Genomic DNA, 21071 nt, shown 5'->3' with positions numbered 1-21071 from the left:
GCGGGCCCGGACCTCGTCGTCTCAGGGTTTGCGTGCGACACCGCCCAGCGCGATCACGTCACCGGCGGGGCGGTCCGCCCCGGGGTCGGGGCGCCAGTCGTCGATGGGGACCACCCCCGGGGCGAGCAGTTCAAGTCCCTCGAAGAATGCGGCCAGTTGGGCGGGGCTGCGCAGGTGGTACGGCGCGGCGCCGCTCTCGTTGTAGAGGCGGGTGGCCTCGGCGTTGGCCTTGTTGGTGTCCACGCTGTCGTTGAACGCGAGGTAGCTGCCCGAGGGGAGCGCCGCCATCAGCGTGCGGACGATGCCGCGTGCTTCGTCGTAGTCGGCGATGTGTCCGCTGACCTGCATCAGCGTCAGGGCGACCGGCTGTGTGAGGTCCAGGGTCCTGGACGCCTCGCGCAGGACGGCCGCGGGGTCGTGCAGGTCGGCGTCGACGTAGTCCGTCCGCCCTTCGGGGGTGCTGGTCAGCAGCACCCTGGCATGGACGAGGACCAGGGGGTCGTTGTCCACATAGACGATGCGCGCCTCCGGGGCCACCCGCTGGGCGATCTCGTGGGTGTTGTCGACCGTCGGCAGTCCGGTGCCGATGTCGAGGAACTGCCGGACTCCGGCCTCCCCCGCCAGGTGGCGCACGGCCCGTCCGAGGAAGGCCCGTGAGCCGCGGGCCAGGTCGGTGATGCCGGCGAAGACCTCACGGAAGGCGTCGCCCGCCGCGTGGTCGACGGGGTAGTTGTCCTTGCCGCCGAGCCAGTAGTTCCAGATCCGGGCCGAGTGCGGCACCGTCGAGTCGATGTGCGCCGACGCCGCTCCGTCGGGGGCGGACGAGTCCTGAGTCACCGGCAACCTCCTTGACGACAGCCGTCATTGGTCGTGGAGTATGTCAGTGCTGCGGGCCGGGCGGGCCTGTTCCGTACGGCCCGTCGTCGATCGGCAGGTGCCCCTCGATCAGTGCCAGACCGAGCGGAGTCAGGGTGTGCCGTGCGGTGTCGGCGACCCGGTGCGTGGCGATCAGACCGGTGCTCCGCAGGACGGCGGTGTGCGCGCCCGCCGAGGCCGGCGCCATCCCGAGCCGCCGCGCGATGTCCGCCCCTGTCGTACCGCCGGACAGGGCGATCTCCTCCAGCACGGACGCCCGGGTCCGTCCCAGCAGCCGGGCCAGCGCCGACCGGCCCGGTCGTTCGGAGCCTGTGAGCAGGTGCAGACCGCGGTTGGCCGGATAGACGAGGACCGGTGCCAGCTCCTCGTCGAGCAGCGTGATGGGCCTGCGCCAGCAGAAGTACGAGGGGATCAGCCGCAGCCCCCTGCCCCGCAGACGGAGTTCCTGGTCGACGGGGTAGTCCACCGTCAGCACCGGGGGCTCCCAGCGGACCGGCGGGCCGAGGCAGCCGAGCAGTCTCTCCGCTCCGCCGTCCAGGAAGTCCCGGGCGCGCAGGGCCCGTTCGGCCTCGGTCACCGCGCGGACGCGGTCCCACCTGCGGGCGAGCACGCGGTCGTGGTAGCGGTTCAGGGCGCTGCCGAGCCGGCCCATCGTCTCGGCGTCGCCCTCCGCCAGCAGCCGTGTCCAGGACGGCATCCGCCGCCGGACGGCGAGCTGTGCGAGGTCGGCGCGCAGCCGTCGGCGGCCGGTGCTGAGCACGGTGTCGACGGCGGAGCGCACATCGGGGGCACCGGCGGGGGTGAGGAAGTCGGGCGAGTACCCGCGGGGTGGCGCCAGCGCCAGCAGCATGCGTGCCGAAGCGTCGAGCCGGGTCAGCGTCTCGGTCCGCCACGGGCCGAAGACCACGTGGTCGGCCGGGCCTCCCAGGGCGTGCAGGCTCAGCAGGATCTCCCAGGCCGGATCCGGCTCCCGGGCGATGCGGATCCGGCTCAGATCCGCCGTGGAGAAGTGAATGCTGAGCACGGACAACCCCCCGATTCGCACGGCTCCCGACGCTGGAGCAGGATCCCACGATCGCCTGCGCCGACCCTGGGTTTTGCGCGGATACTGGATCCATGCGGCTGACCCGTGCGGCTACGGAGACCGGACACCTGCGGATGAGGAAGCGGGGCTGTGCCGCCGTCGGCCTCGTGCTGCTGGCCGCGGTCGGCTGCGGCGGGGGCGGCGACGCCGACCGGACGGAACCACCGGCACCGACCCGCGCCACGAGCGATGCGCCCAGCAGGACGCCCACCCCGGCACCGGCGAACCCCGTGTCGATCCCGGGCCTGATCGAGCGCGACCACCGCGGCTCGGACCTCCGGCTGGGCGACGTGCTCGCCCGGACGAGCGCCTACACCCGGTACAGCGTGACGTACGAGGCCAACGGGCTCACCGTCTCGGGGATCATGAACATCCCCCGGGGCAAGGGCCCCTTCCCCGCGCTGGTGCTGGCGCACGGCTACATCGACCCGGCCGTGTACACCCCGGGCCGCGGACTGGCCCGGGAGCAGGACCTGCTGGCCCGCAACGGCTATGTGGTCCTGCACACCGACTACCGCAACCACGCGGGCTCCGACGACGACCCCGACAACGACGTGAACCTGCGCCTCGGGTACACCGAGGACACCATCGGTGCCGTGCTGGCGCTGCGCGGGTCGGGGCGGCAGGAGATCGACGGCGACCGGATCGGCCTGCTGGGGCGGTCGATGGGCGGCGGCGTGGTGTACAACACGCTGGTGGTGGCGCCCGGTCTGGTCGACGCCGCGGTGGTCTTCGCCCCGGTGAGTTCCCGGCCGGACGAGAACGTCGACCACTTCCAGCGCGGTGAGGGCGACCCGATCGCGGCGAAGATCGACGCGGCGCACGGCACCCCGGAGGAGAACCCGAAGTTCTGGCGGGAGGCCGCCCCCGTCACCTACGTGGACCGGGCGACCGAGCCGCTGTTGATCCACCACGGCACCGCCGACGACACCTGCCCCCTCGTCTGGTCGGAGCGGACGGCCGCCGCGTTCGAGGCGGCGGGCAAGGACGTGGAGCTCGTGAAGTGGAAAGGCGAGGGGCACACCTTCGGCCCGCGGTGGCCGGCCTCGATGGACCGGACGATGGCCTTCTTCGAGAAGCATCTGCGCTGACCGGTACCGCCCCGGCCCGGGCGGGCACCTCGGCGGCCCGCGGGCGGATCCCCGGACAGGCACCCGGACGAGCACCCGGGCGAACTCAATGAACGTAACGATCAAGCCATGGGTTTTCGCTCCACGGCTCCTTAGCATCGGCCCCGCCGCGCAACGGTGCGCCGACGAGGAGAGGGAGAGCACGCCATGGACAGGACGAGGCCGAGTACGCCGGGGGTCCACGACGGATCCGGTGCCCACGGAACCGCCGCCCCCGGGACAGGGCTTCTCCGACGCCGGCGCCGGGCGGCTGTGGCCACGGCCCTCGCGGGAATCCTCCTCGGCACCCTCTCCGGCCCCGCTTCCGCCACCTCGACCGCCTCCGCGACCGCGAGCGGACCGGCGGCCGTGGAGTGCCCGGCGAACCTCGCGGAGAAGGCCACCTGTTACACGGGCCGGGACTCCGACGGCGCCTACTACGCGATCGCCGTCCCGAGGAACTGGAACAGGTCCCTCGTCGTGCACGCGCACGGCGGCCCCGACCTGGGCGCGGAGTCCGACCCGGAGCGCAGCACGGGTGACCTGGAGCGCTGGTCGGTGATGGTGGACGAGGGCTACGCGTGGGCCGGCTCGTCGTACCGTCGCGGTGGCTACGGGACCCGGATGGCTGCCGCCGACACGGAGAAGGTGCGCAGGCTGTTCGTCGAGGAGTTCGGCGAGCCGCGGCGGACGTATGTGCACGGCCAGTCCTGGGGCGGCGATGTCGCCGCGAAGGTCGTGGAGACGTACGGCGCGGGCAAGCGCGGCCCCTACGACGGGGCGCTGCTGACCAACGGTGTCCTCGGCGGCGGGTCGCGCGGCTACGACTACCGCGTGGACCTGCGCGTGGTCTACCAGTACTACTGCCAGAACCATCCGCGTCCCACCGAGGCCCAGTACCCGCTGTGGGAGGGGCTGCGGGCGGGCTCGACCATGACGTCGGCGGGGCTCGGCGCCCGGCTGCAGGAGTGCACGGGCCTCGAGTCCGCGCCGCAGGACCGGACCGCTCTGCAGCAGCGCAACCTGGACGACATCCTCGGCGTCACGGGAGTGCCCGAGCGCACCCTGGAGTCGCATCTGCGGTTCGCGACGTTCACCTTCAGGGACATCGTGCACAACCGGCTGGGCGGCCGTAATCCGTTCGGCAACCAGGGTGTGCGCTACTCCGGTTCGCACGACGACCGGGCGCTCAACGCGGGCGTCGAGCGCTTCTCCGCCGACCCCACCGCCGTACGTGACCTGTCGTACGACAGCGATCTGACGGGCAAGGTCGACATTCCGGTGCTCACGCTCCACGCGATCGACGATCCGACGGCGTTCGTCGAGCACGAGTCGGCGTACCGGGACAGCCTCCGGGGCGCCGGCCGCGAGCGGAACCTCGTGCAGACCTTCTCCCGGGAGAGCGAGCACAGCGGGCTGAGCGACTCCGAGTACGCCAACTCGATCTCCGCGCTCGACTCCTGGGTGCGCACCGGCCGGAAGCCGACGCCGAGGTCGGTCGCGGCGTCCTGCCCCGCCTTCGACGCCGACCACGGCACCGGCTGCTTCTACGACCCGGGATTCCGGCCCGGTTCGTACGCCTCGAAGGTCAACGCCCGACCGGGCGGGCTGCGCTGGCCTGCCATGACGTCCGGCCAGGAGAAGGCCTGGAGCCGGATCGACGGTGTGGGTATCGCTCCCTGAGGCCGGCGCGGGGCTCTCCTCAGTCTCCTCAGGGGTGTGGAGGACGGAGGGTTCCAGGGCGGTGCGCGCCGGGCCGACTGCGACCGGTCCGGCGCGTGCCTGTGTCCGGCGATCTCTCCGGTCAGTCGGTCGGCAGAGGTTCCATGCGTCCGTCCAGCCAGTCCCGCCATTCCTCGGCCCGCGGGGCCGGACCCGCCTCCATCGGCCGCCCCTCCCAGCCGGCCACCGGACGGATTCCGTGCAGGGCGTTCACCAGCCAGACCTCGCGTCCGGCCAGCTGGTCCAGGGTCCGTTCGCGGTGGGCCAGCCGGACCCCGCCGCGCAGGGCGTGCTCCTGGACGAGGCCCGTGGTGACGCCGGCGAGGATCGGCAGGTGCGGCGGGGGCAGGCACAGGACGTCGTCCTCCCACCACAGGACGCTGGAGGTGGCCGCCTCAAGGACCAGACCGGACGGGGCGATCAGCACCGCCTCCTGCGCGCCCTGCCCGGCGGCCCGCTGCCGGACCCGGGCCAGTACGTCCAGGTCCGGTCCCTTGCGGCGCGGCACAGTGCGTGGATCGGGCTGGCCCGCCGCCCACACCCGCACGTCAGGGGCGAGGGGCGGGGCGTGCCGCAGGAGCAGTCTCAGCTGGAGGGAGCCGGCCACCAGCTCCACGCGCGGGAACCAGGATCCCGTGCGGGGCAGTGCCGCCGTCATGTCCCGCCAGAACTCGGTGAGCTGGTGGAGAGAGGGTCCGCCGCAGTCGCCGCAGGCCCGCAGGAACCGCTCCCGGTGCCGGTCGAAGCCGCGCACCTGCCCGTCCCTGAGCAGCCAGGAGTCCGCGACCAGCAGCTGTGTGTCGGCGGCGAGCCCCGCGATCAGTCCGTGGCCGGGCACCCATGCCAACAGCCCTTCCGCGGTCGCCGGTTGTGTCATCAAAGAATCTCTCCTCTCAGTACACCCGTCAGTACGTCCGCCGACGCGTCCGGATTCATCTCCGGCGCGTCCACATGATCAGTACTCCCGGCCGGCACTCATCGGTGAGCCGTGCGCGGGGCCGCAGCGAGCATGCTCCAGCCAGGTCCCGGTCCCGCACCACGGCGGTACGGGCGCGAGGGCCCGCCGACCACCGGCCACTGCCTAGCGCGCCCGCGGCGCCCCCGCGCTGTCCCGCACCACGAGCCGTGTCGGTACCAGCGTCGTGCCGTGTTCCGGGGTGTCCTGGCCCATCTGCCGCAGCACACCCTCGACACAGCGACGGCCCACCTCGGCGAAGTCCTGGTGGACGGTGGTCAGGGGCGGCAGGAAGGAGCCCGCCTCGGGGATGTCGTCGAAGCCGATGACACTGACGTCGTCGGGCACGTACCGGCCCCGTTCGTGCAGCGCCCGCAGCAGGCCCAGCGCCATCTGGTCGTTGGCGGCGAACACCGCGGTGCAGTCCGGCTGTTCGGCCAGTTCGAGGCCCGCGCGGTAGCCGGACTCCGCCGACCAGTCGCCGCGTACCAGCGGGGGCGTCGGACGGCCCGCCCCGGTGAGCTCGGCGCGCCAGGCGTCGGCCCGGCGCTGCGCGGCGAAGGACTCCTCGGGGCCCGCCAGGTGCCAGACCGTCTCGTGGCCGAGGCCGAGCAGATAGCGCACGGCGTCACGGCTGCCGCCCGCCTGGTCGGTGTCGACCACGGTGTACCGGTCACCGGCGTCCGAGTCGGCCACCACGACCTTGATGTGGGGCGGCAGCGAGAGGGTCACCGCGTCGAGGAGGTGGACCTCCAGGATGACGATGACGGCGTCGACGGCCAGCTCCCCCAGCCGGGAGAACGCGCCGCGCACCTCGTCCTGGGTGGGCACGGCGACGGGCAGCAGCGTCACGGCGTAGCCCTCGTGCGCCGCGGAGGTCGCGATCGCCTCCAGGGTGCGGACGTTGCCGGTGGTGGAAAGGCCGAAAGTGATCACACCGATGGTGCGGAACTCGCCACGCTTGAGCGCGCGGGCGGCACTGTTGGGCCGGTAGCCCAGCTCCCGCATGGCCTCCAGCACCTGCCGGCGGGTCTCCTCGTTCACCCCCGCGTAGCCGTTGGAGACACGCGAGACGGTCTGCGAGGAGACGCCCGCCAGCCGGGCCACGTCCGCCATGGAGGCGCTGGGCGCCCGGCGGGAAGCCCGTTTCCTGGTGCGCGCCGCCGCCTGCGGTCTGCTCGCCGAGGCGCTGTCCGCTGTGTCCACCCGTCCCCCTCGTCGTTCCGAACCGTAGTTTCCTCAAATGACCCTTGACCCCCGTCAACGGGGCAGTGTAGACATGCCGCCATCAGATGTTTACGTAAACATAACAGGCCACGGGCCTTCGACGACCGTCGTGTTTACGCAAACATCATCGGCGCAGGACGCCGGGTTTTCGCGAGAGGGACGAGCGAGGAACGACATGACGACGCTACAACCGCCGGCGGCCGCCAAGCCGCGCAAGTCACGGCCTCCGGCACAGGGTGACCGCCGCTCCTGGACGGGGTGGGGTTTCATCGGTCCGTTCGTGGCCGTGTTCGCCCTCGTCTTCCTGGCACCGATCGCGTACTCGATCTATCTCAGCCTGTTCCGGGACCAGTTGATCGGCGGCACCCAGTTCGTCGGCTTCGACAACTACCAGCAGGCGCTGCAGGACGAACGGTTCTGGGACTCGCTCGGGCGGGTCTCGCTCTTCCTCGCCGTCCAGGTGCCGATCATGCTGTTCATCGGCCTGCTGATCGCCCTGGCGCTGGACAGCGGCCGGCTCTACGGCACGGACTTCTTCCGCATCACGATCTTCCTGCCGTACGCCGTGCCCGCCGTGGTCGCCACCCTGATGTGGGGCTTCATGTACGGCACCAAGTACGGGCTGGTGGGTGACATCAACAGCGCGTTCGGCGTCACCCTGCCCGACCCGCTCTCCAGCGACCTGGTGCTTGCCTCCATCGGCAACATCGTGACCTGGGAGTTCATCGGCTACAACATGCTGATCTTCTACTCGGCGCTGAAGGTCATCCCGAACTCGCTCTACGAGGCGGCGGAGATCGACGGGGCCGGACAGTTCCGGGTCATCACCGCCATCAAGCTCCCCGCGATCCGCGGCGCCCTGGTCATCGCGACGATCTTCTCGATCATCGGCAGCTTCCAGCTCTTCAACGAGCCGAGCATCCTGCGGCCGCTGGCGCGCAACGCCATCACCACCGACTTCACCCCGAACTTCTACACGTACTCGCTGTCCTTCAACGGCCAGCAGCACAACTACTCCGCGGCGGTCGCCATCATCATGGGGCTGATCACCATGGTCATCGCCTATGTCGTGCAGCTTCGCGGCATGCGCAAGGGAGCGTGACCACCGATGAGCAGCATGAGCGGCACGAGCAGCACCAGCGGTCCGGCAACCTCCGCCTCCCCGTCCGCGCCCGTCCCGGCCACCGGTACGGCCAAGGGTGTGCCCCGGCTGCGCAAGCGCCGTGAGCACTCCGCCGGGCGCCCGAAGCGCAGCGTCCTGCTGACCGTGCTGACCGGCCTGATCCTGGTCTACACCGTGGTGCCCCTGGTGTGGCTGGTCATCAGCGCGACCAAGACCCAGGAAGGGCTCGCGGACTCCAGCGGACTGTGGTTCGCCGACGACTTCGCCCTCTGGGACAACATCCGCGACACGTTCACGTACCACGACGGCATCTTCGTCCGCTGGCTGCTGAACACCCTGCTGTACGTCGGGCTCGGGGCCGGCGGCGCCACCTTCCTGGCGATCCTGGGCGGGTACGCGCTGGCCAAGTTCAACTTCCCCGGCAAGCGCGGTGTGTTCGCCGTGGTCATCGGCGCCGTCGCCGTCCCGGGCACCGCGCTCGCGGTACCGACCTTCCTGATGTTCAGCAAGATGGGCCTGACCGACACCCCGTGGGCGGTCATCATCCCCTCGCTGGTCTCGCCCTTCGGCCTGTATCTGATGTGGGTCTTCGCCTCCGAGGCGATCCCCGTCGAACTGCTGGAAGCGGCGCGGATCGACGGGGCGGGCGAGGCACGCACCTTCTTCACGGTCGCCCTGCCGCTGCTCGCCCCGGGCATCGTGACCGTCCTGCTGTTCACCACGGTCGCGACCTGGAACAACTACTTCCTGCCGCTGATCATGCTCAAGGACCCGGACTGGTATCCGCTGACCCTGGGTCTGGACGCCTGGAACAACCAGGCCCAGACGATCGGCGGTGACGTGATCTTCAACCTGGTGATCACCGGTTCGCTGCTCACCATCGTGCCGCTGATCGCCGCGTTCCTGCTGCTGCAGAAGTACTGGCAGTCCGGTCTCGCCGCCGGAAGCGTCAAGGAATGACGCGCCCACAGGCCCCCCTCGGTCCCACCTCCTCCACCCTCTCCACCCTCAATCTGTCCCGCCCACGAAGAAGTGGAAGCACCTCCATGCGCAGAACGACCAGCCGCCTGATGCGCGGCCTCGCCGTCCTCTCCGTCCTCGCCCTGGGCGCGACCGCCTGCGGTGGCTCCGACGACGACAGCTCCGGCTCGAAGCCGGTCTCCGCCGGCGACGTCCAGGCGGCCCTCAAGAAGGGCGGCTCGGTCACGGTCTGGGCGTGGGAGCCCACGCTGAAGACGGTCGCCGCCGACTTCCAGAAGAAGTACCCCAAGGTCAAGATCAACCTGGTCGCCGAGCGGTCGGGCGACAAGCACTACACGGCGCTGTCGAACGCCATCTCGGCCGAGAAGGGTGTCCCCGACGTCGCGCAGGTCGAGTACTTCGCGCTGGGGCAGTACGCCCTCACCAAGGGTCTGAGCGATCTGGCTCCCTACGGCGCCGACAAGCTGAAGTCCAAGTACACCGCCGGCCCGTGGAACGCCGTGACCCAGGGCAGTGACAAGGTCTGGGGCCTGCCGATGGACTCGGGCCCCATGGCCCTGTACTACAACAAGAAGATCTTCGACAAGTTCAAGATCGCGGTGCCGACCACCTGGGACGAGTACCTCGACGCGGCCCGCAAGCTCCACAAGGCCGACCCGAAGGTATACATCGCCAACGACGCGGGCGACGCGGGCCTGACCACCAGCCTGCTGTGGCAGGCCGGCTCGCGCCCCTACAAGGTCGACGGCACCAACGTGAAGGTCGACTTCGCCGACGCGGGCGCCAAGAAGTACACCGACATCTGGCAGAAGCTGATCGACGAGAAGCTCGTCGCGCCGATCAACGGCTGGACCGACGACTGGTACAAGGGTCTGGGCGACGGCACCCTCGCCACCCTCCCCAGCGGTGCCTGGATGCCCGCCAACTTCGTCACCGGCGTCCCGAACGCCTCCGGTGACTGGCGCGCGGCGCCCATGCCGGCCTGGACCAAGGGCGACAAGGCGAGCGCGGAGAACGGCGGCAGCTCGCTGACCCTGCCCACGCTCGGCAAGAACAAGGAACTCGCCTACGCCTTCGTCGAGTACGCCAACTCCGGCGCCGGTGTGCAGAGCCGCGTCAAGGAGGGCGCCTTCCCGGCGACCAACGCGGAGCTGCAGTCGGACTCGTTCCTCAACACCGAGTTCGAGTACTTCGGCGGCCAGAAGGCCAACGAGATCTTCGCCGACTCCGCCGCCAACGTCGCCGACGACTGGTCGTACCTGCCCTTCCAGCAGTACGCCAACTCGATCTTCAACGACACCGTCGGCAAGGCCTACGTCGGCAACACCAAGCTCACCGACGGCCTGAAGTCCTGGCAGGACGCCTCCGTCAAGTACGGCAAGGAGCAGGGCTTCACCGTCGAGTAGACGAGCCCCGCCCCGACGCATCCCCAACGGTCCTGTCGTCGCGTTCCCGGCTGCCCGGGAACGCGACGGCGGGACCCTGTGAAACCCCGGAAGGACCACGATGATCTCCACCCTCCTGTCCCAGCTGGACGGGCCGGACGGTGACCGCACCCCGCGTCTCGCGTACGGCGCCGACTACAACCCCGAGCAGTGGCCTCGCGAGGTGTGGGAGGAGGACGTCCGGCTGATGCGTGAGGCCGGCGTCAACCTGGTCTCCGTGGGGATCTTCTCCTGGGCCCGCATCCAGCCGGACCGGGACCGGTGGGACTTCGAGTGGCTCGACGAGGTCATGGACCTCCTCCACGCGGGCGGCATCGGCGTCGACCTGGCCACCGCGACCGCTTCCCCGCCGCCCTGGCTCACCACGGCGCACCCGGAGATCCTGCCGGTGACCGCCTCCGGTGAGACGGTGTGGCCGGGGGCCCGGCAGCACTGGCGGCCCACCTCACCCGTCTTCCGCGAGCACGCGCTGCGCCTGGTACGCACGATGGCCGAGCGGTACGCGAACCACCCGGCGCTGGTCGCCTGGCACGTCTCCAACGAGCTGGGCTGCCACAACGTCTACGACTACTCGGACGACGCGGCCCACGCCTTCCGCGACTGGCTGCGCGCCCGCTACACCACCCTCGACGCCCTCAACCACGCCTGGGGCACGGCCTTCTGGTCGCAGCGGTACAGCGCCTGGGGGCAGATCCTGCCGCCCCGGCTGGCCGGCTCCCACCCGAACCCGACGCAGCAGCTCGACTTCAAGCGCTTCTCCTCCGACGCGCTGAAGGAGTACCTGATCGCGGAGCGGGACGTGCTGCGGGAGATCACGCCGGGTGTGCCGGTCACCACCAACTTCATGGTGATGGGCAACACCAAGGGCATGAACTACCCGGACTGGGCGGGCGAGATCGACTTCGTCTCCAACGACCACTACGTCCACCCTGGCCCGCAGGACCGCGACGAGCTGTCCTTCTCCGCCAACCTCACCAGCGGGATAGCGGGCGGGCAGCCCTGGTTCCTGATGGAGCACTCCACCAGCGCCGTCAACTGGCAGCCCGTCAACCTGGCCAAGCGGCCGGGCGACCTGGCCCGCGACTCGCTGCTGCACGTCGCGCACGGCGCCGACGCCGTCTGCTTCTTCCAGTGGCGCCAGTCGGCCGCGGGCGCCGAGAAGTACCACTCCGCGATGGTGCCGCACGCCGGCGCCGACAGCGAGGTCTTCCGCGCGGTCGTCGAGCTGGGGCAGACCCTCAAGGCGCTGGCGCCGGTCGCGGGCTCCGAGCGCGAACCGGCCCGCGTGGGCATCGTCTACGACTGGGAGTCGTGGTGGGCCAGCGAGCAGGACTCGCACCCCTCCGCGCTCCTCGACTACCGCCAGGAGGCCCTGGACTGGTACTCGGCCCTGCACACCCTCGGTGTCCGCGCCGATGTCGTGACCACCACGACCGACCTCGACCGGTACGACGTCCTGATCACCCCCGTGCTGCACGTGGTCCCGGCGCCGCTCGCCAAGGAACTCACCCGGTACGCCGAGGCCGGCGGCCACCTCGTCACCACGTACTTCTCCGGTGTCGTCGACGAGAACGACCACATCTGGCTCGGCGGCCACCCGGGCGCCCTGCGCGAGCTGCTCGGTATCCGCATCGAGGAGTTCGGGCCGCTGCTCGACGGTGACTCCGTCGCGCTGGACGGCGACGCCACGGGCACCCTGTGGACCGACCGGATCGACGTCACCGACCCCGCCGTGGACGTGCTCGCGCACTACCGCAGCGGCTCGTACGCGGGACGGCCCGCCGTGACCCGCCGTGCCGTGGGCCAGGGTTCGGCCGCGTACGTCTCCACCCGGCTCGGCGCCGAAGGGCTGGCGGGTCTGCTGCCTGCGCTGCTCGGCCCGGCCGGTGTCGAGAGCGAACTGCCCGCCGACGCACGGGGATCGGTCGAGCAGACCGTGCGCCGCGGGCCCGGAGGACGCTTCCTGTTCCTCGTCAACCGGACCGACGACGACGTGGCCCTGACGGGTCTCGCCGGAGAGGTCCTGGTCGGCGGCACGGACGCCGACGGCGGTCTCGTCCTGGGACCGAGGGGCGTCGCCGTACTCCACCAGCCCACCGCCTGACCGCACCACACAGCCCGCACTCCACCGCGCAGCGACCACACCTCAGTTGGGAGCACACGATGGCACGCCCTACCCGCAGCAGACGTCTCCTCGGAGCCGCCGGACTCACCGCACTGGCCACCGGGGCCGCCCTGACCCTGGCGCCCCCGTCCACCGCGCAGGCACCGGCGGCGGACACCCCGTCGGTGACCGTCCGGCCCGACCCCTCGTACCAGCAGGAGAAGTTCGAGGGCTGGGGCACCAGCCTGGTCTGGTTCGCCAACGCGACCGGCGACTACCCCGAGGAGATACGCGAGAGGCTCGCGAAGCTCCTCTTCGGGGACGACGGGCTCGCGCTGAACATCGCCCGCTACAACATCGGCGGTGGCAACGCCCCGGACGTCAAGGACTATCTGCGGGCCGGGGGCGCGGTGGAGGGCTGGTGGAAGGCGCCGGCCGGCACCACCCGCGAGGACACCGACTGGTGGAGCGCCGACGACCCGGCCGACTGGAACAAGGACGCCGACGCCACCCAGCGCTGGTGGGTCGACCGGATCAAGGACGACATCGACCACTGGGAGACCTTCAGCAACTCCCCGCCGTGGTTCATGACGAAGAGCGGCTATGTGTCCGGCGGCTTCGACGCCACCGAGGACCAGCTCAGGACGGAGTCCGTCGACGACTTCGCCGCCTATCTGGCGGGCGCCACCAAGCGCCTCGAGAAGGCCGAGGGCATCAAGGTCGACACGGTCGACCCGTTCAACGAGCCCAACACCAACTACTGGAGCACCCGTCTGGGCGCCGACGGCGAGCCCGTCGGCGGCCGGCAGGAGGGGGCGCACATCGGCCCCGAGCTGCAGCAGAAGGTGATCGCCGCCCTGGCCCCCGCGCTGAAGAAGGCGAAGGCCGAGGCGGAGATCTCGGCGATGGACGAGACCAACCCGTCGATCTTCGCGCAGAACTGGAACACCTACCCGCAGGAAGTGCGGGACCTCGTCGGCCAGATGAACGTCCACACCTACGGCACCGGCCAGCGCACCACCGTACGGGACCTCGCCAAGGCGGCCGGCAAGCCGCTGTGGCAGAGCGAGGTCGAGGGCGACTGGGGCGACGGCCAGAGCTTCACGGACATGCGGCCCGGTCTGGGTCTGGCCCAGCGCATCGTCGACGACCTGCGGGAACTGGAACCCAAGGCCTGGGTGTTCTGGCAGCCCGTCGAGGACTACGACAACATGAAGCCGGGCGGCGAGTCCGCCAAGGGCGGCAACTGGGGCAGCATCCAGCTCTCGTTCAGCTGCACCTCGAAGGACACCCTCAAGACGTGCCCCATCCACACCAACACGAAGTTCGACACGACCCGCAACTTCACCCACTACATCAAGCCCGGTGACCGGCTGATCAAGACGGACGACACGTCCAGCGCCGCCGCCGTCTCCCGGAAGGGCGACCGGGCGACGGTCGTCCACGTCAACAGCACCACCGAGGCCCGTAACGTCACCATCGACCTGTCGAAGTTCGGCGAGGTCGGCCGCCACGCCACCGTCACCCCCGTCGTGACCAGCGCCGACGGCAAGCTGGACCGCCGGGACGCCGTCGAGGTCGATGACCGCAGGGCCACCTTCACGGTGCCCGCGCAGTCCGTGACCTCCTTCCTGGTCAAGGGTGTCTCCGGGGTCGCGAAGGACGCCGCCGAGCTGCGCAAGGGCCACACCTACGAACTGACCGGCGTCCAGAGCGGCAAGGCACTCACCGTCGCCGACAACGGCACGGGCCTCGTCATCAGGAGCGCGACGGCCGACGCGCCGGGCCGGCGGTGGAAGCTGCGCCAGATCTCCGGCGACACCGGCAACCGGCAGCGGTACGTGTTCAGCAACCCGGTGGAGGGCAAGCGGCTGGCCGTCCGGGACGGCGCCCCGGTACTGGAGGCCGACACCGGCCCGCGCGACAGCGCCACCCAGTGGATCATGTCGTCGACCGGCGACGGCACCTGGACCCTCGTCAACGCGGCCACCGGACGGCTCCTCGAAGTCGGCGGCCAGGCCACGAACGAGGGGGCGGCCGTGACGCTGTGGACACCCAACTCCGGTGCCAACCAGCGCTGGAAGGTCACGGAGGTGGCCAACCCGGCGGGCTAGCCGCCGCGTTGCGCCTGACGTAGTTCCCTACGATGATCCGGTGACCAGTGACACCGCGTCGGAGCCGGCCCTCGAAGCCGGCTCCGACGCCGAAACCGATGCCCGTACGACGTCCGAGTCCGGCTCCTGGGCGGCGCGATTGCGCCGGTTCGGGTTCGTGGCGCCCGCGCGCACCGACACCCGGGACCTTCTGGTCCCGCCGTTCCCTGAACCCGGCACCCGCTTCGGGGAGGCCCTGGGTCTCGGCCCGGTGGCGGCCCACCGGCTCGCGAGGGCGACGGGCTGGCTGGGCCCGCTCCTGGTGGCCGCCCTGGCGGGAGCGATCCGCTTCTGGCAGCTGGGCCAGCCCCGTGGCCTCGTCTTCGACGAGACGTACTACGCCAAGGACGCCTGGTCGCTGCTCCGGCTCGGTTACGAGGGCACCTGGCCGGACCGCAAGGTCGCCGACCCGCAGGTCCTCGCGGATCCGCAGGTGATCCCGCTCTCCGACGCCGGGGCGTTCGTCGCGCATCCGCCGCTGGGCAAGTGGGTGATCGCCGTCGGCGAGTGGATGTTCGGCTTCGACCCGTTCGGCTGGCGCTTCATGGTGGCGCTGCTCGGCACGCTGTCGGTGCTGATGCTGTGCCGGACCGGCCGCAGGCTGTTCCGCTCGACGACGCTGGGCTGCCTGGCCGGACTGCTGATGGCCCTGGACGGCCTGCACTTCGTGATGAGCCGCATGGCGCTGCTCGACCTCGTCGTCATGTTCTTCGTGCTGGCGGCGTTCGGGGCGCTGCTCGTCGACCGGGACCGGGCGCGGGCCCGTCTCGCGGCGGCTCTGCCCGTGGGCGAGGACGGCTTCGCGGGCCCCGACGCTTACACGGGCGAGCGGGCGGGCATGGGGGTGCGGCCGTGGCGGGTCGCGGCCGGGCTCTTCCTCGGCCTGGCCGCCGCCTGCAAGTGGAACGGCCTCTATTTCCTGGCGTTCTTCATGGTCATGACCCTGCTGTGGGATGTCGGCTCACGCCGCGTCGCCGGTGCCCACGAGCCGTATCGGGCCGTCCTGCGCAAGGACGCCGGCTGGTCGGTGCTCTCCGTGGTGCCGGTGGCCGTGGCCGGTTATCTCGCCACCTGGACGGGCTGGTTCCTGTCCGACGGGGGCTACGGGCGGCACTGGGCGGAGGGCCGCGGGGGCCCGTGGTCGTGGATCCCGGCCGCCCTGCGCAGCCTGTGGCACTACGAGAGCCAGGTCTACGACTTCAACGTGGGTCTGCACTCCTGGCACCGCTACGAGTCCCACCCCTGGAGCTGGCTGGTACAGGGACGCCCGGTGGCGTACTCCTACGAGACGGACTTCGCCCAGGACGGCTGCCGTACCGCCGCGGGCTGTTCCGAGGTCGTCCTCGCGCTGGGCACCCCGCTGCTGTGGTGGTCCGCCTGTCTGGCGCTGCTGTATCTGCTCTTCAGGTGGGCCATGCGCCGCGACTGGCGGGCCGGGGCCGTCCTGTGCGCGGTGGCCGCGGGCCAGCTGCCCTGGTTCCAGTACCAGGACCGGACGATCTTCGCCTTCTACGCGGTCGTCTTCGTGCCGTATCTGTGCCTGGCGGTCGCGATGGCGGCGGGTGCGCTGGTGGGGCCACCGGGCACGGTCGGCAGACGGCGCACGCTGGGGACGGTCACCGTGGGCGCCGTGGTGCTCCTGATCGTCTGGAACTTCGTCTACTTCTTCCCGATCTACACGGGGCAGACGATCCCGTATCCGGAGTGGCATTCCAGGATGTGGTGGGACACCTGGATATGACGCGCGGACCGCACGGCGACAGAAGTCACCATGCGGTCCGTTCTCGTGCTGTGTGCGAGCCTTGGCGGTGTCTCGCACCTCACCGCCTGCGGCTCCTGCTCCCCCACCCGGTGCCCACCCCGGCGACGTGGAGCGCCAGGACCGTCAGACCGATGAGCATCACGTTCGTCGATGTGAAAGTGTCATTGGTCGAGATGTCCGCGGCGTTGATCAGGAACGCGATGAAGAACAGGACTGCAGCTGCTATGCCGAGCACGGATTCTCCTCTTTCCGGTGGCGGGACGGGAGCTCCCGTCCCCGACCTCCGTGTGCCCCGGCCTGGCCGAAACAGACCCGGGAATCAGCGGCGGGGACGGCCCGTGCGTACGCCTGCGACGGCCCCGCCGCCCTCCCGCGCACATCGACCGCGGCCAAGCACCCATGAGTCGGTCCGATCGTGGTACTCGCCGATCACACAGGAAGCACCAGAGACCACTGCGTTCCGGTTCACCTACCATCCCCACCGGACCCGGACGAGTAAGGCCCTCGCCGTCGGGAAGCAGCAGCGGTGGAAGCAAAGGATCAGCACAGCCCTGTGGGGAGTGGGCTGGGGAAGGCGCAATGGCGACCGAGCCGCGTTGGGACGACAAACTGCCTTCTGAGGAGATGTACACCAGAACGACCACCTTCCCCGGCGAGCTGCCCAATGTCACGGGTGCCCGCATCGCCGCGGAGGAGTTCCTCCTTGCGCTCACGCGCACCGCGCCACCGGCCGCACCCGAGCACTGGGACGACATCCTGCTGGTCGTCACGGAGCTGGCGGCCAACGTGGTGCAGTACGCGCCGGGCCCGTTCGAACTGCGTCTGCGGCGCACGTTCGACGGCGTGCACGTGACCATGCGCGACACCAGCACCACCCCGCCCGCGCCACGCCCGTTCCATCCCGGCCGGGGTGACGGAGGCGTCGGGTGGCATCTGATCCACACACTGTGCGACCAGGTGAGCGTGGTGGTGACCGACAAGGGCAAGGACATCCACGTATTCCTGCCATGGTGAGACCCGCCGCCCGGCAGGAACCATCCAAGGACGGCCTCGGACGGGAATCGTCCGAGGCCGTCGACGTGCGGCTGCCGACCGTCAGACGAGCGGCACCAGCACGCTGACGGTCTTGCCGCCTCCGGGACGCGGTTCGACGGCGATGTCCCGCGCCAGCCGGATGATGACCGGCCAGCCGTAGCCGTTGCCGTGGTGCTTCGTCGGCAGGCTTCCCGGGCCGAAGGCGGCGGCGGGGACGACGTCACTGTTGTCGTGCACGGCCAGCCGCACGCCCTGCCGCGTGGGCGTCACCTCGAACCCGGCCAGTCCGCCCCCGTGCCGGACGGCGTTCGCGGCCAGCTCCGAGACGACCAGCGAGAGATCGATGAGAGCCGCCTCCGTCGCCGTGCGGTCGGCGTTGTTCCACTGTTCGAGCACCACGCTCCGTGCGTACGCGCGGGCCATCGCCGCGGTCGTGATGGGGGCCGGCGCCACCGCCGCGGTCGTGACCGGGGCCGCCTCCCATGACATCCCCCCGGGCGGACTGGCCGCGGACGCGATGGCGGTCGTGTCGGTTCGGTCCATATGCGTCGTGTCCCTGCACTCTGGTTCTTCGATGCCCGGCGCCGATCCTGAGCCGCCCAGCGGCCTCACGGACCGGTCACCGTCCCCGGCATCGCCATCACCTGCGCCTCGTCGTGGGGACGAGTGGCTGCGCGGTCGTGATCGGCATCATCGCCATCTCCTCGCTCCGCGCCCCTTCGGGATCCGCCTTCCCGCTGAATCCCCATCCATTGCAGCGGATGCGCCCCCGCCGGCTCAGGTCGCGGTCGTCTGCCGCGGGGGCAGGCTCCGGTAGTAGTGGCCGACTCCGGCGAGATATTCGGGGTCCAGCGTCTCGCGGTCCGTCTTGAACCGGGGCGCGGCCTTGATCTCCTCCTCGGTGCACGCCACCGTGATCTCCTGGGCCTCCGCGTCGACGGAGGAGACCAGGCCGACCGGGATCAGCACGCTTCTGCCGAACACCCAGACCCCCGTGTCGACAATCAGATGCCGCATCCCGGATTCGTCCACCTGCCGGTCCACGTGCCCGATCGTCCCGTCGGCCGCGGCGACCGTGAACCCCGTGAGCAGCAGTCCCTCCGCGTATCCGCTGGTCGGTGCGTACGACCAGATTCTGTCGGTGGTCACGTCGCTGCTTCCTTTCCCATGGTCGAGTGGTGAGCGGAGTACCGCTGCCGGTGCGTACCGGCCGCCTTCCTCCTGGGGCAGCCAATACCCTGCCGCCCGGACCGCATTCCCGGTGTTTTTTCCTCGGCGGCCTCATCCGGCCCGTGGGGACCGTCCCTCGCACGGGTTCGCAAAGGCCCGCGCGCAGGCGTGTGCGAGTCGTGTGCGAGAAAGGCGGGGCGCCTGCGAAAAGAGCAGGCGTACCACCGGGAAAGCAGGGCATCAGAGGTTCTGGAGGTTGATAACAATGGTTCCCATCATTCTTGTTCTTCTGCTCGCCCTTCTCCTTTTCGGTGCGGGTTTCGCACTCAAGGCCCTGTGGTGGATCGCCGTCGTCGTCCTGGTCGTCTGGCTGCTCGGCTTCGTCGTGCGTCCTACCGCCTCCGGTGGCCGCCGTGGACGCTGGTACCGCTGGTAGGAGGGCCGTGAGCCCTTGGACACCAGCCCTTTCGCCCGCCACCTCGAACAAGGAATGCACAGGTTCACAGGGAGGAACGAGAAATGACGTCGTCTCGCACCGAGCCGAAGTACACCGTCCCCGGACTCAGCGTCCAGGACGGCGCAAAGGTTATCGAACTGCTCCGCCTGCGGCTGCACGCTTTGAATGACCTTTCACTCACGCTGAAGCACATTCACTGGAATGTGGTCGGCCCGCATTTCATCGCCATCCACGAAATGCTCGACCCGCAGGTCGACCAGGTCCGGGCCATGGCCGACGACACCGCCGAGCGCGTCTCGGCGCTGGGCGGGGTGCCCGTGGGGACCCCCGGCGCGCTCGTCGCCGAGCGGACCTGGGACGACTACGACGTCGGGCGCGCGGATGCGATCGCCCACCTCGGCGCCCTCGACCTGGTCTACACGGGCGTCGTCGAGAGCCACCGGGCGGCCCTCGCCGAGGTCGGCAAGTTCGATCCGGTGACGGAAGATCTGCTCATCGGGCAGCTGCGCTCCCTCGAGAAGTTCCAGTGGTTCGTGCGCGCGCACCTCGAGAGCTCCGGTGGTGACCTCGCCACGGCGGGCGCCCACACCGAGAACGAGGCAGCGCGCTCGGCGCACCAGGACGGCGCCCGGTAGCGGGGGCTGTCACGCGCGGCAGCCTATAGCTGCCATGGGCAGGGCCCGGATCCGTGACGGATCCGGGCCCTGCCCCTGCTTCAGACGCGTGAGACGTAACTGCGGATCGTCGTGCCGGCGTCGCCGGTGTGCAGGCGCACCAGATCCGAGAGGTAGTGCACGAGCAGGAGGCCACGACCGCCGATCTGCCCGGGGTGTGCGGGGCGGCGGCCCGCGAGCGGGTCGGCCAGCCGGCCGAAGTCCTGCACCTGGCAGACGATCTGCTCGCTCTCCGCCCACAGCCGCAGCGTCCCCGCGCCTCCGGCGTGCACCACGCTGTTCGTGGTCAGTTCGGCGACGACCAGGGCCAGATCCTGCAGACGGACGGCGCTCATCCCCCGCTCGCGCGCCTGGGCGAGCGCGAAGTCACGGGCGGCCGGCAGGGCTTGCGCGTCGTAGCGGAACATCGCGGCGCCGGGCAGCGGGGACAGCGGTTCGTTGCAGCGCGCGAGCACCTTCTCGGGGTCGTACGCCTCGCTGGCCCGCTCGCGTCCCGCGGTGATGAGGACCGGGTGGGTGGCGTGGGCGTCGGCGAGCACGTCCTTCGGCAGGGACCGGGCGTCGTACGGGCACAGGATGGTCACGTCCCGGCCGCTGAACGCCTCGTTGATGAGGGCCTCGTGCTGGACGCAGGCGGGGTACTCCACGGCGGTGCGGCCGGGCCAGATCGGCTCGCCGATGATACGGACGCGGACGCCGGGCCGGGCGTCCGCGAAAGCGCGCAGGACCGAGGGGATGATGCGGCCGGGGTTGCGGCCGGCCAAGGCCATGTCGACGAGATGCACGGCTTCCGCCGCCGGGCCCAGGGCCGCCGTGATCAGGTCGAGCCGCGCGGCGGGAGCGGCCACCGCCACGGGCTCCGCGACCGCCAGGCCCTCTCGGATGAAGGGAACCGTGCCCTCCAGGTACTCCTGGTCGTCACGGTAGAACAGCGCGGGGTGCACGAAAGGCGCCCCCGTCGCCGGCTCGGTGGCCGTCGTCGTCACGTCGGCGCTCCTGTCGGGGGCGGTACGGCCCGGTCGTTCCGGCGGCTGCGCCGCGAGGTCCGGACGGGGTGGGCGGCGCGCGCCGGATGTGCCGCCGACCGGACGGTTCGCGTCGGTCCGCCGTCGTCCGACGGCGTCGTCGACGACGAGCTGTCCGTGTTGTCCATCAGGTCCACCGGTCTCACCCCGGGGCCCACCCTACGCCGTC

At 70.6% G+C, this 21071-nt stretch carries 19 protein-coding genes; 11 read left to right on the top strand and 8 right to left on the bottom strand.

The annotated features are described in order from the left end of the window. Positions 1–21: 21 nt before the first annotated feature. Positions 22–837, bottom strand: a complete 816-nt coding sequence (locus tag IE278_RS00235; protein ID WP_189767479.1) for an SAM-dependent methyltransferase — start codon at positions 835–837, stop codon at positions 22–24. A gap of 43 nt (positions 838–880) precedes the next feature. Then, positions 881–1900: a MarR family winged helix-turn-helix transcriptional regulator gene (locus tag IE278_RS00230; protein ID WP_189767477.1), complete on the bottom strand. Its 1020-nt coding sequence runs from the start codon at positions 1898–1900 to the stop codon at positions 881–883. 92 nt (positions 1901–1992) lie between these two features. On the opposite strand from IE278_RS00230, the gene IE278_RS00225 reads away from it, so the two are divergent. Together IE278_RS00225 and IE278_RS00220 are read left to right on the top strand one after the other, a co-directional pair. Beyond that, positions 1993–3051 (top strand): alpha/beta hydrolase family protein, encoded by a 1059-nt coding sequence (locus IE278_RS00225; protein WP_246569630.1) that lies wholly within the window; start codon positions 1993–1995, stop codon positions 3049–3051. 186 nt (positions 3052–3237) lie between these two features. Continuing rightward, a complete protein-coding gene (locus IE278_RS00220; protein WP_246569627.1) occupies positions 3238–4752 on the top strand; it encodes a hypothetical protein in 1515 nt (504 codons plus the stop codon). A 121-nt stretch (positions 4753–4873) separates the two neighbouring features. Here the strand turns inward: IE278_RS00220 and IE278_RS00215 are convergent, their stop codons facing one another. Together IE278_RS00215 and IE278_RS00210 are read right to left on the bottom strand one after the other, a co-directional pair. Continuing rightward, a complete protein-coding gene (locus IE278_RS00215) occupies positions 4874–5668 on the bottom strand; it encodes an aminotransferase class IV (protein WP_189767475.1) in 795 nt (264 codons plus the stop codon). 204 nt (positions 5669–5872) lie between these two features. Continuing rightward, the gene (locus tag IE278_RS00210; RefSeq protein ID WP_373311847.1) at positions 5873–6952 is read right to left on the bottom strand and encodes a LacI family DNA-binding transcriptional regulator; all 1080 of its coding nucleotides are present in this window, start codon (positions 6950–6952) and stop codon (positions 5873–5875) included. 196 nt (positions 6953–7148) lie between these two features. On the opposite strand from IE278_RS00210, the gene IE278_RS00205 reads away from it, so the two are divergent. The 6 genes from IE278_RS00205 to IE278_RS00180 all read left to right on the top strand — a co-directional run bounded on the left by IE278_RS00205 (position 7149) and on the right by IE278_RS00180 (position 16520). Beyond that, positions 7149–8075 carry a carbohydrate ABC transporter permease gene (locus tag IE278_RS00205; protein ID WP_107017335.1) on the top strand — a complete coding sequence of 309 codons (927 nt, stop codon included), beginning with the start codon at positions 7149–7151 and terminating at the stop codon, positions 8073–8075. Positions 8076–8081: 6 nt separating this feature from the next. Next, a complete protein-coding gene (locus IE278_RS00200) occupies positions 8082–9056 on the top strand; it encodes a carbohydrate ABC transporter permease (RefSeq protein ID WP_189767474.1) in 975 nt (324 codons plus the stop codon). 86 nt (positions 9057–9142) lie between these two features. Next, the gene (locus tag IE278_RS00195; RefSeq protein WP_189767473.1) at positions 9143–10483 is read left to right on the top strand and encodes an ABC transporter substrate-binding protein; all 1341 of its coding nucleotides are present in this window, start codon (positions 9143–9145) and stop codon (positions 10481–10483) included. Between the two features lie 100 nt (positions 10484–10583). Next, positions 10584–12626: a beta-galactosidase gene (locus IE278_RS00190; RefSeq protein WP_189767472.1), complete on the top strand. Its 2043-nt coding sequence runs from the start codon at positions 10584–10586 to the stop codon at positions 12624–12626. A gap of 59 nt (positions 12627–12685) precedes the next feature. Further along, positions 12686–14740, top strand: a complete 2055-nt coding sequence (locus IE278_RS00185) for a glycoside hydrolase (RefSeq protein WP_189767471.1) — start codon at positions 12686–12688, stop codon at positions 14738–14740. A 40-nt stretch (positions 14741–14780) separates the two neighbouring features. Then, positions 14781–16520, top strand: a complete 1740-nt coding sequence (locus IE278_RS00180; protein ID WP_189767470.1) for a dolichyl-phosphate-mannose--protein mannosyltransferase — start codon at positions 14781–14783, stop codon at positions 16518–16520. A gap of 79 nt (positions 16521–16599) precedes the next feature. Here the strand turns inward: IE278_RS00180 and IE278_RS00175 are convergent, their stop codons facing one another. After that, a complete protein-coding gene (locus tag IE278_RS00175) occupies positions 16600–16776 on the bottom strand; it encodes a hypothetical protein (RefSeq protein ID WP_189767463.1) in 177 nt (58 codons plus the stop codon). A gap of 344 nt (positions 16777–17120) precedes the next feature. On the opposite strand from IE278_RS00175, the gene IE278_RS00170 reads away from it, so the two are divergent. Beyond that, complete coding sequence (locus tag IE278_RS00170) at positions 17121–17555, top strand: ATP-binding protein (protein WP_189767461.1); 435 nt, start codon at positions 17121–17123, stop codon at positions 17553–17555. Between the two features lie 81 nt (positions 17556–17636). On the opposite strand, the gene IE278_RS00165 is transcribed toward IE278_RS00170, so the two are convergent. Both IE278_RS00165 and IE278_RS00160 read right to left on the bottom strand, forming a co-directional pair. Further along, positions 17637–18119: an ATP-binding protein gene (locus IE278_RS00165; RefSeq protein WP_308434869.1), complete on the bottom strand. Its 483-nt coding sequence runs from the start codon at positions 18117–18119 to the stop codon at positions 17637–17639. Between the two features lie 234 nt (positions 18120–18353). Then, positions 18354–18725: a PRC-barrel domain containing protein gene (locus IE278_RS00160; protein WP_189767459.1), complete on the bottom strand. Its 372-nt coding sequence runs from the start codon at positions 18723–18725 to the stop codon at positions 18354–18356. A 286-nt stretch (positions 18726–19011) separates the two neighbouring features. Between IE278_RS00160 and IE278_RS00155 the strand changes: the two genes are divergently transcribed. Next, entirely contained in the window at positions 19012–19182 is a 171-nt protein-coding gene (locus IE278_RS00155) for a hydrophobic protein (protein ID WP_189767457.1), read from the top strand. An 83-nt stretch (positions 19183–19265) separates the two neighbouring features. Continuing rightward, positions 19266–19838 (top strand): Dps family protein, encoded by a 573-nt coding sequence (locus tag IE278_RS00150; RefSeq protein WP_189767455.1) that lies wholly within the window; start codon positions 19266–19268, stop codon positions 19836–19838. Positions 19839–19918: 80 nt separating this feature from the next. Here the strand turns inward: IE278_RS00150 and IE278_RS00145 are convergent, their stop codons facing one another. After that, entirely contained in the window at positions 19919–20863 is a 945-nt protein-coding gene (locus IE278_RS00145) for an anti-sigma factor RsbA family regulatory protein (RefSeq protein ID WP_246569625.1), read from the bottom strand. Positions 20864–21071 lie beyond the last annotated feature (208 nt).

Origin of the sequence: Streptomyces tauricus, from assembly GCF_014650955.1 — a bacterium.
Taxonomy (GTDB): Bacteria; Actinomycetota; Actinomycetes; order Streptomycetales; family Streptomycetaceae; genus Streptomyces; species Streptomyces tauricus.
This window is presented reverse-complemented; position numbering and strand designations above follow the sequence as displayed.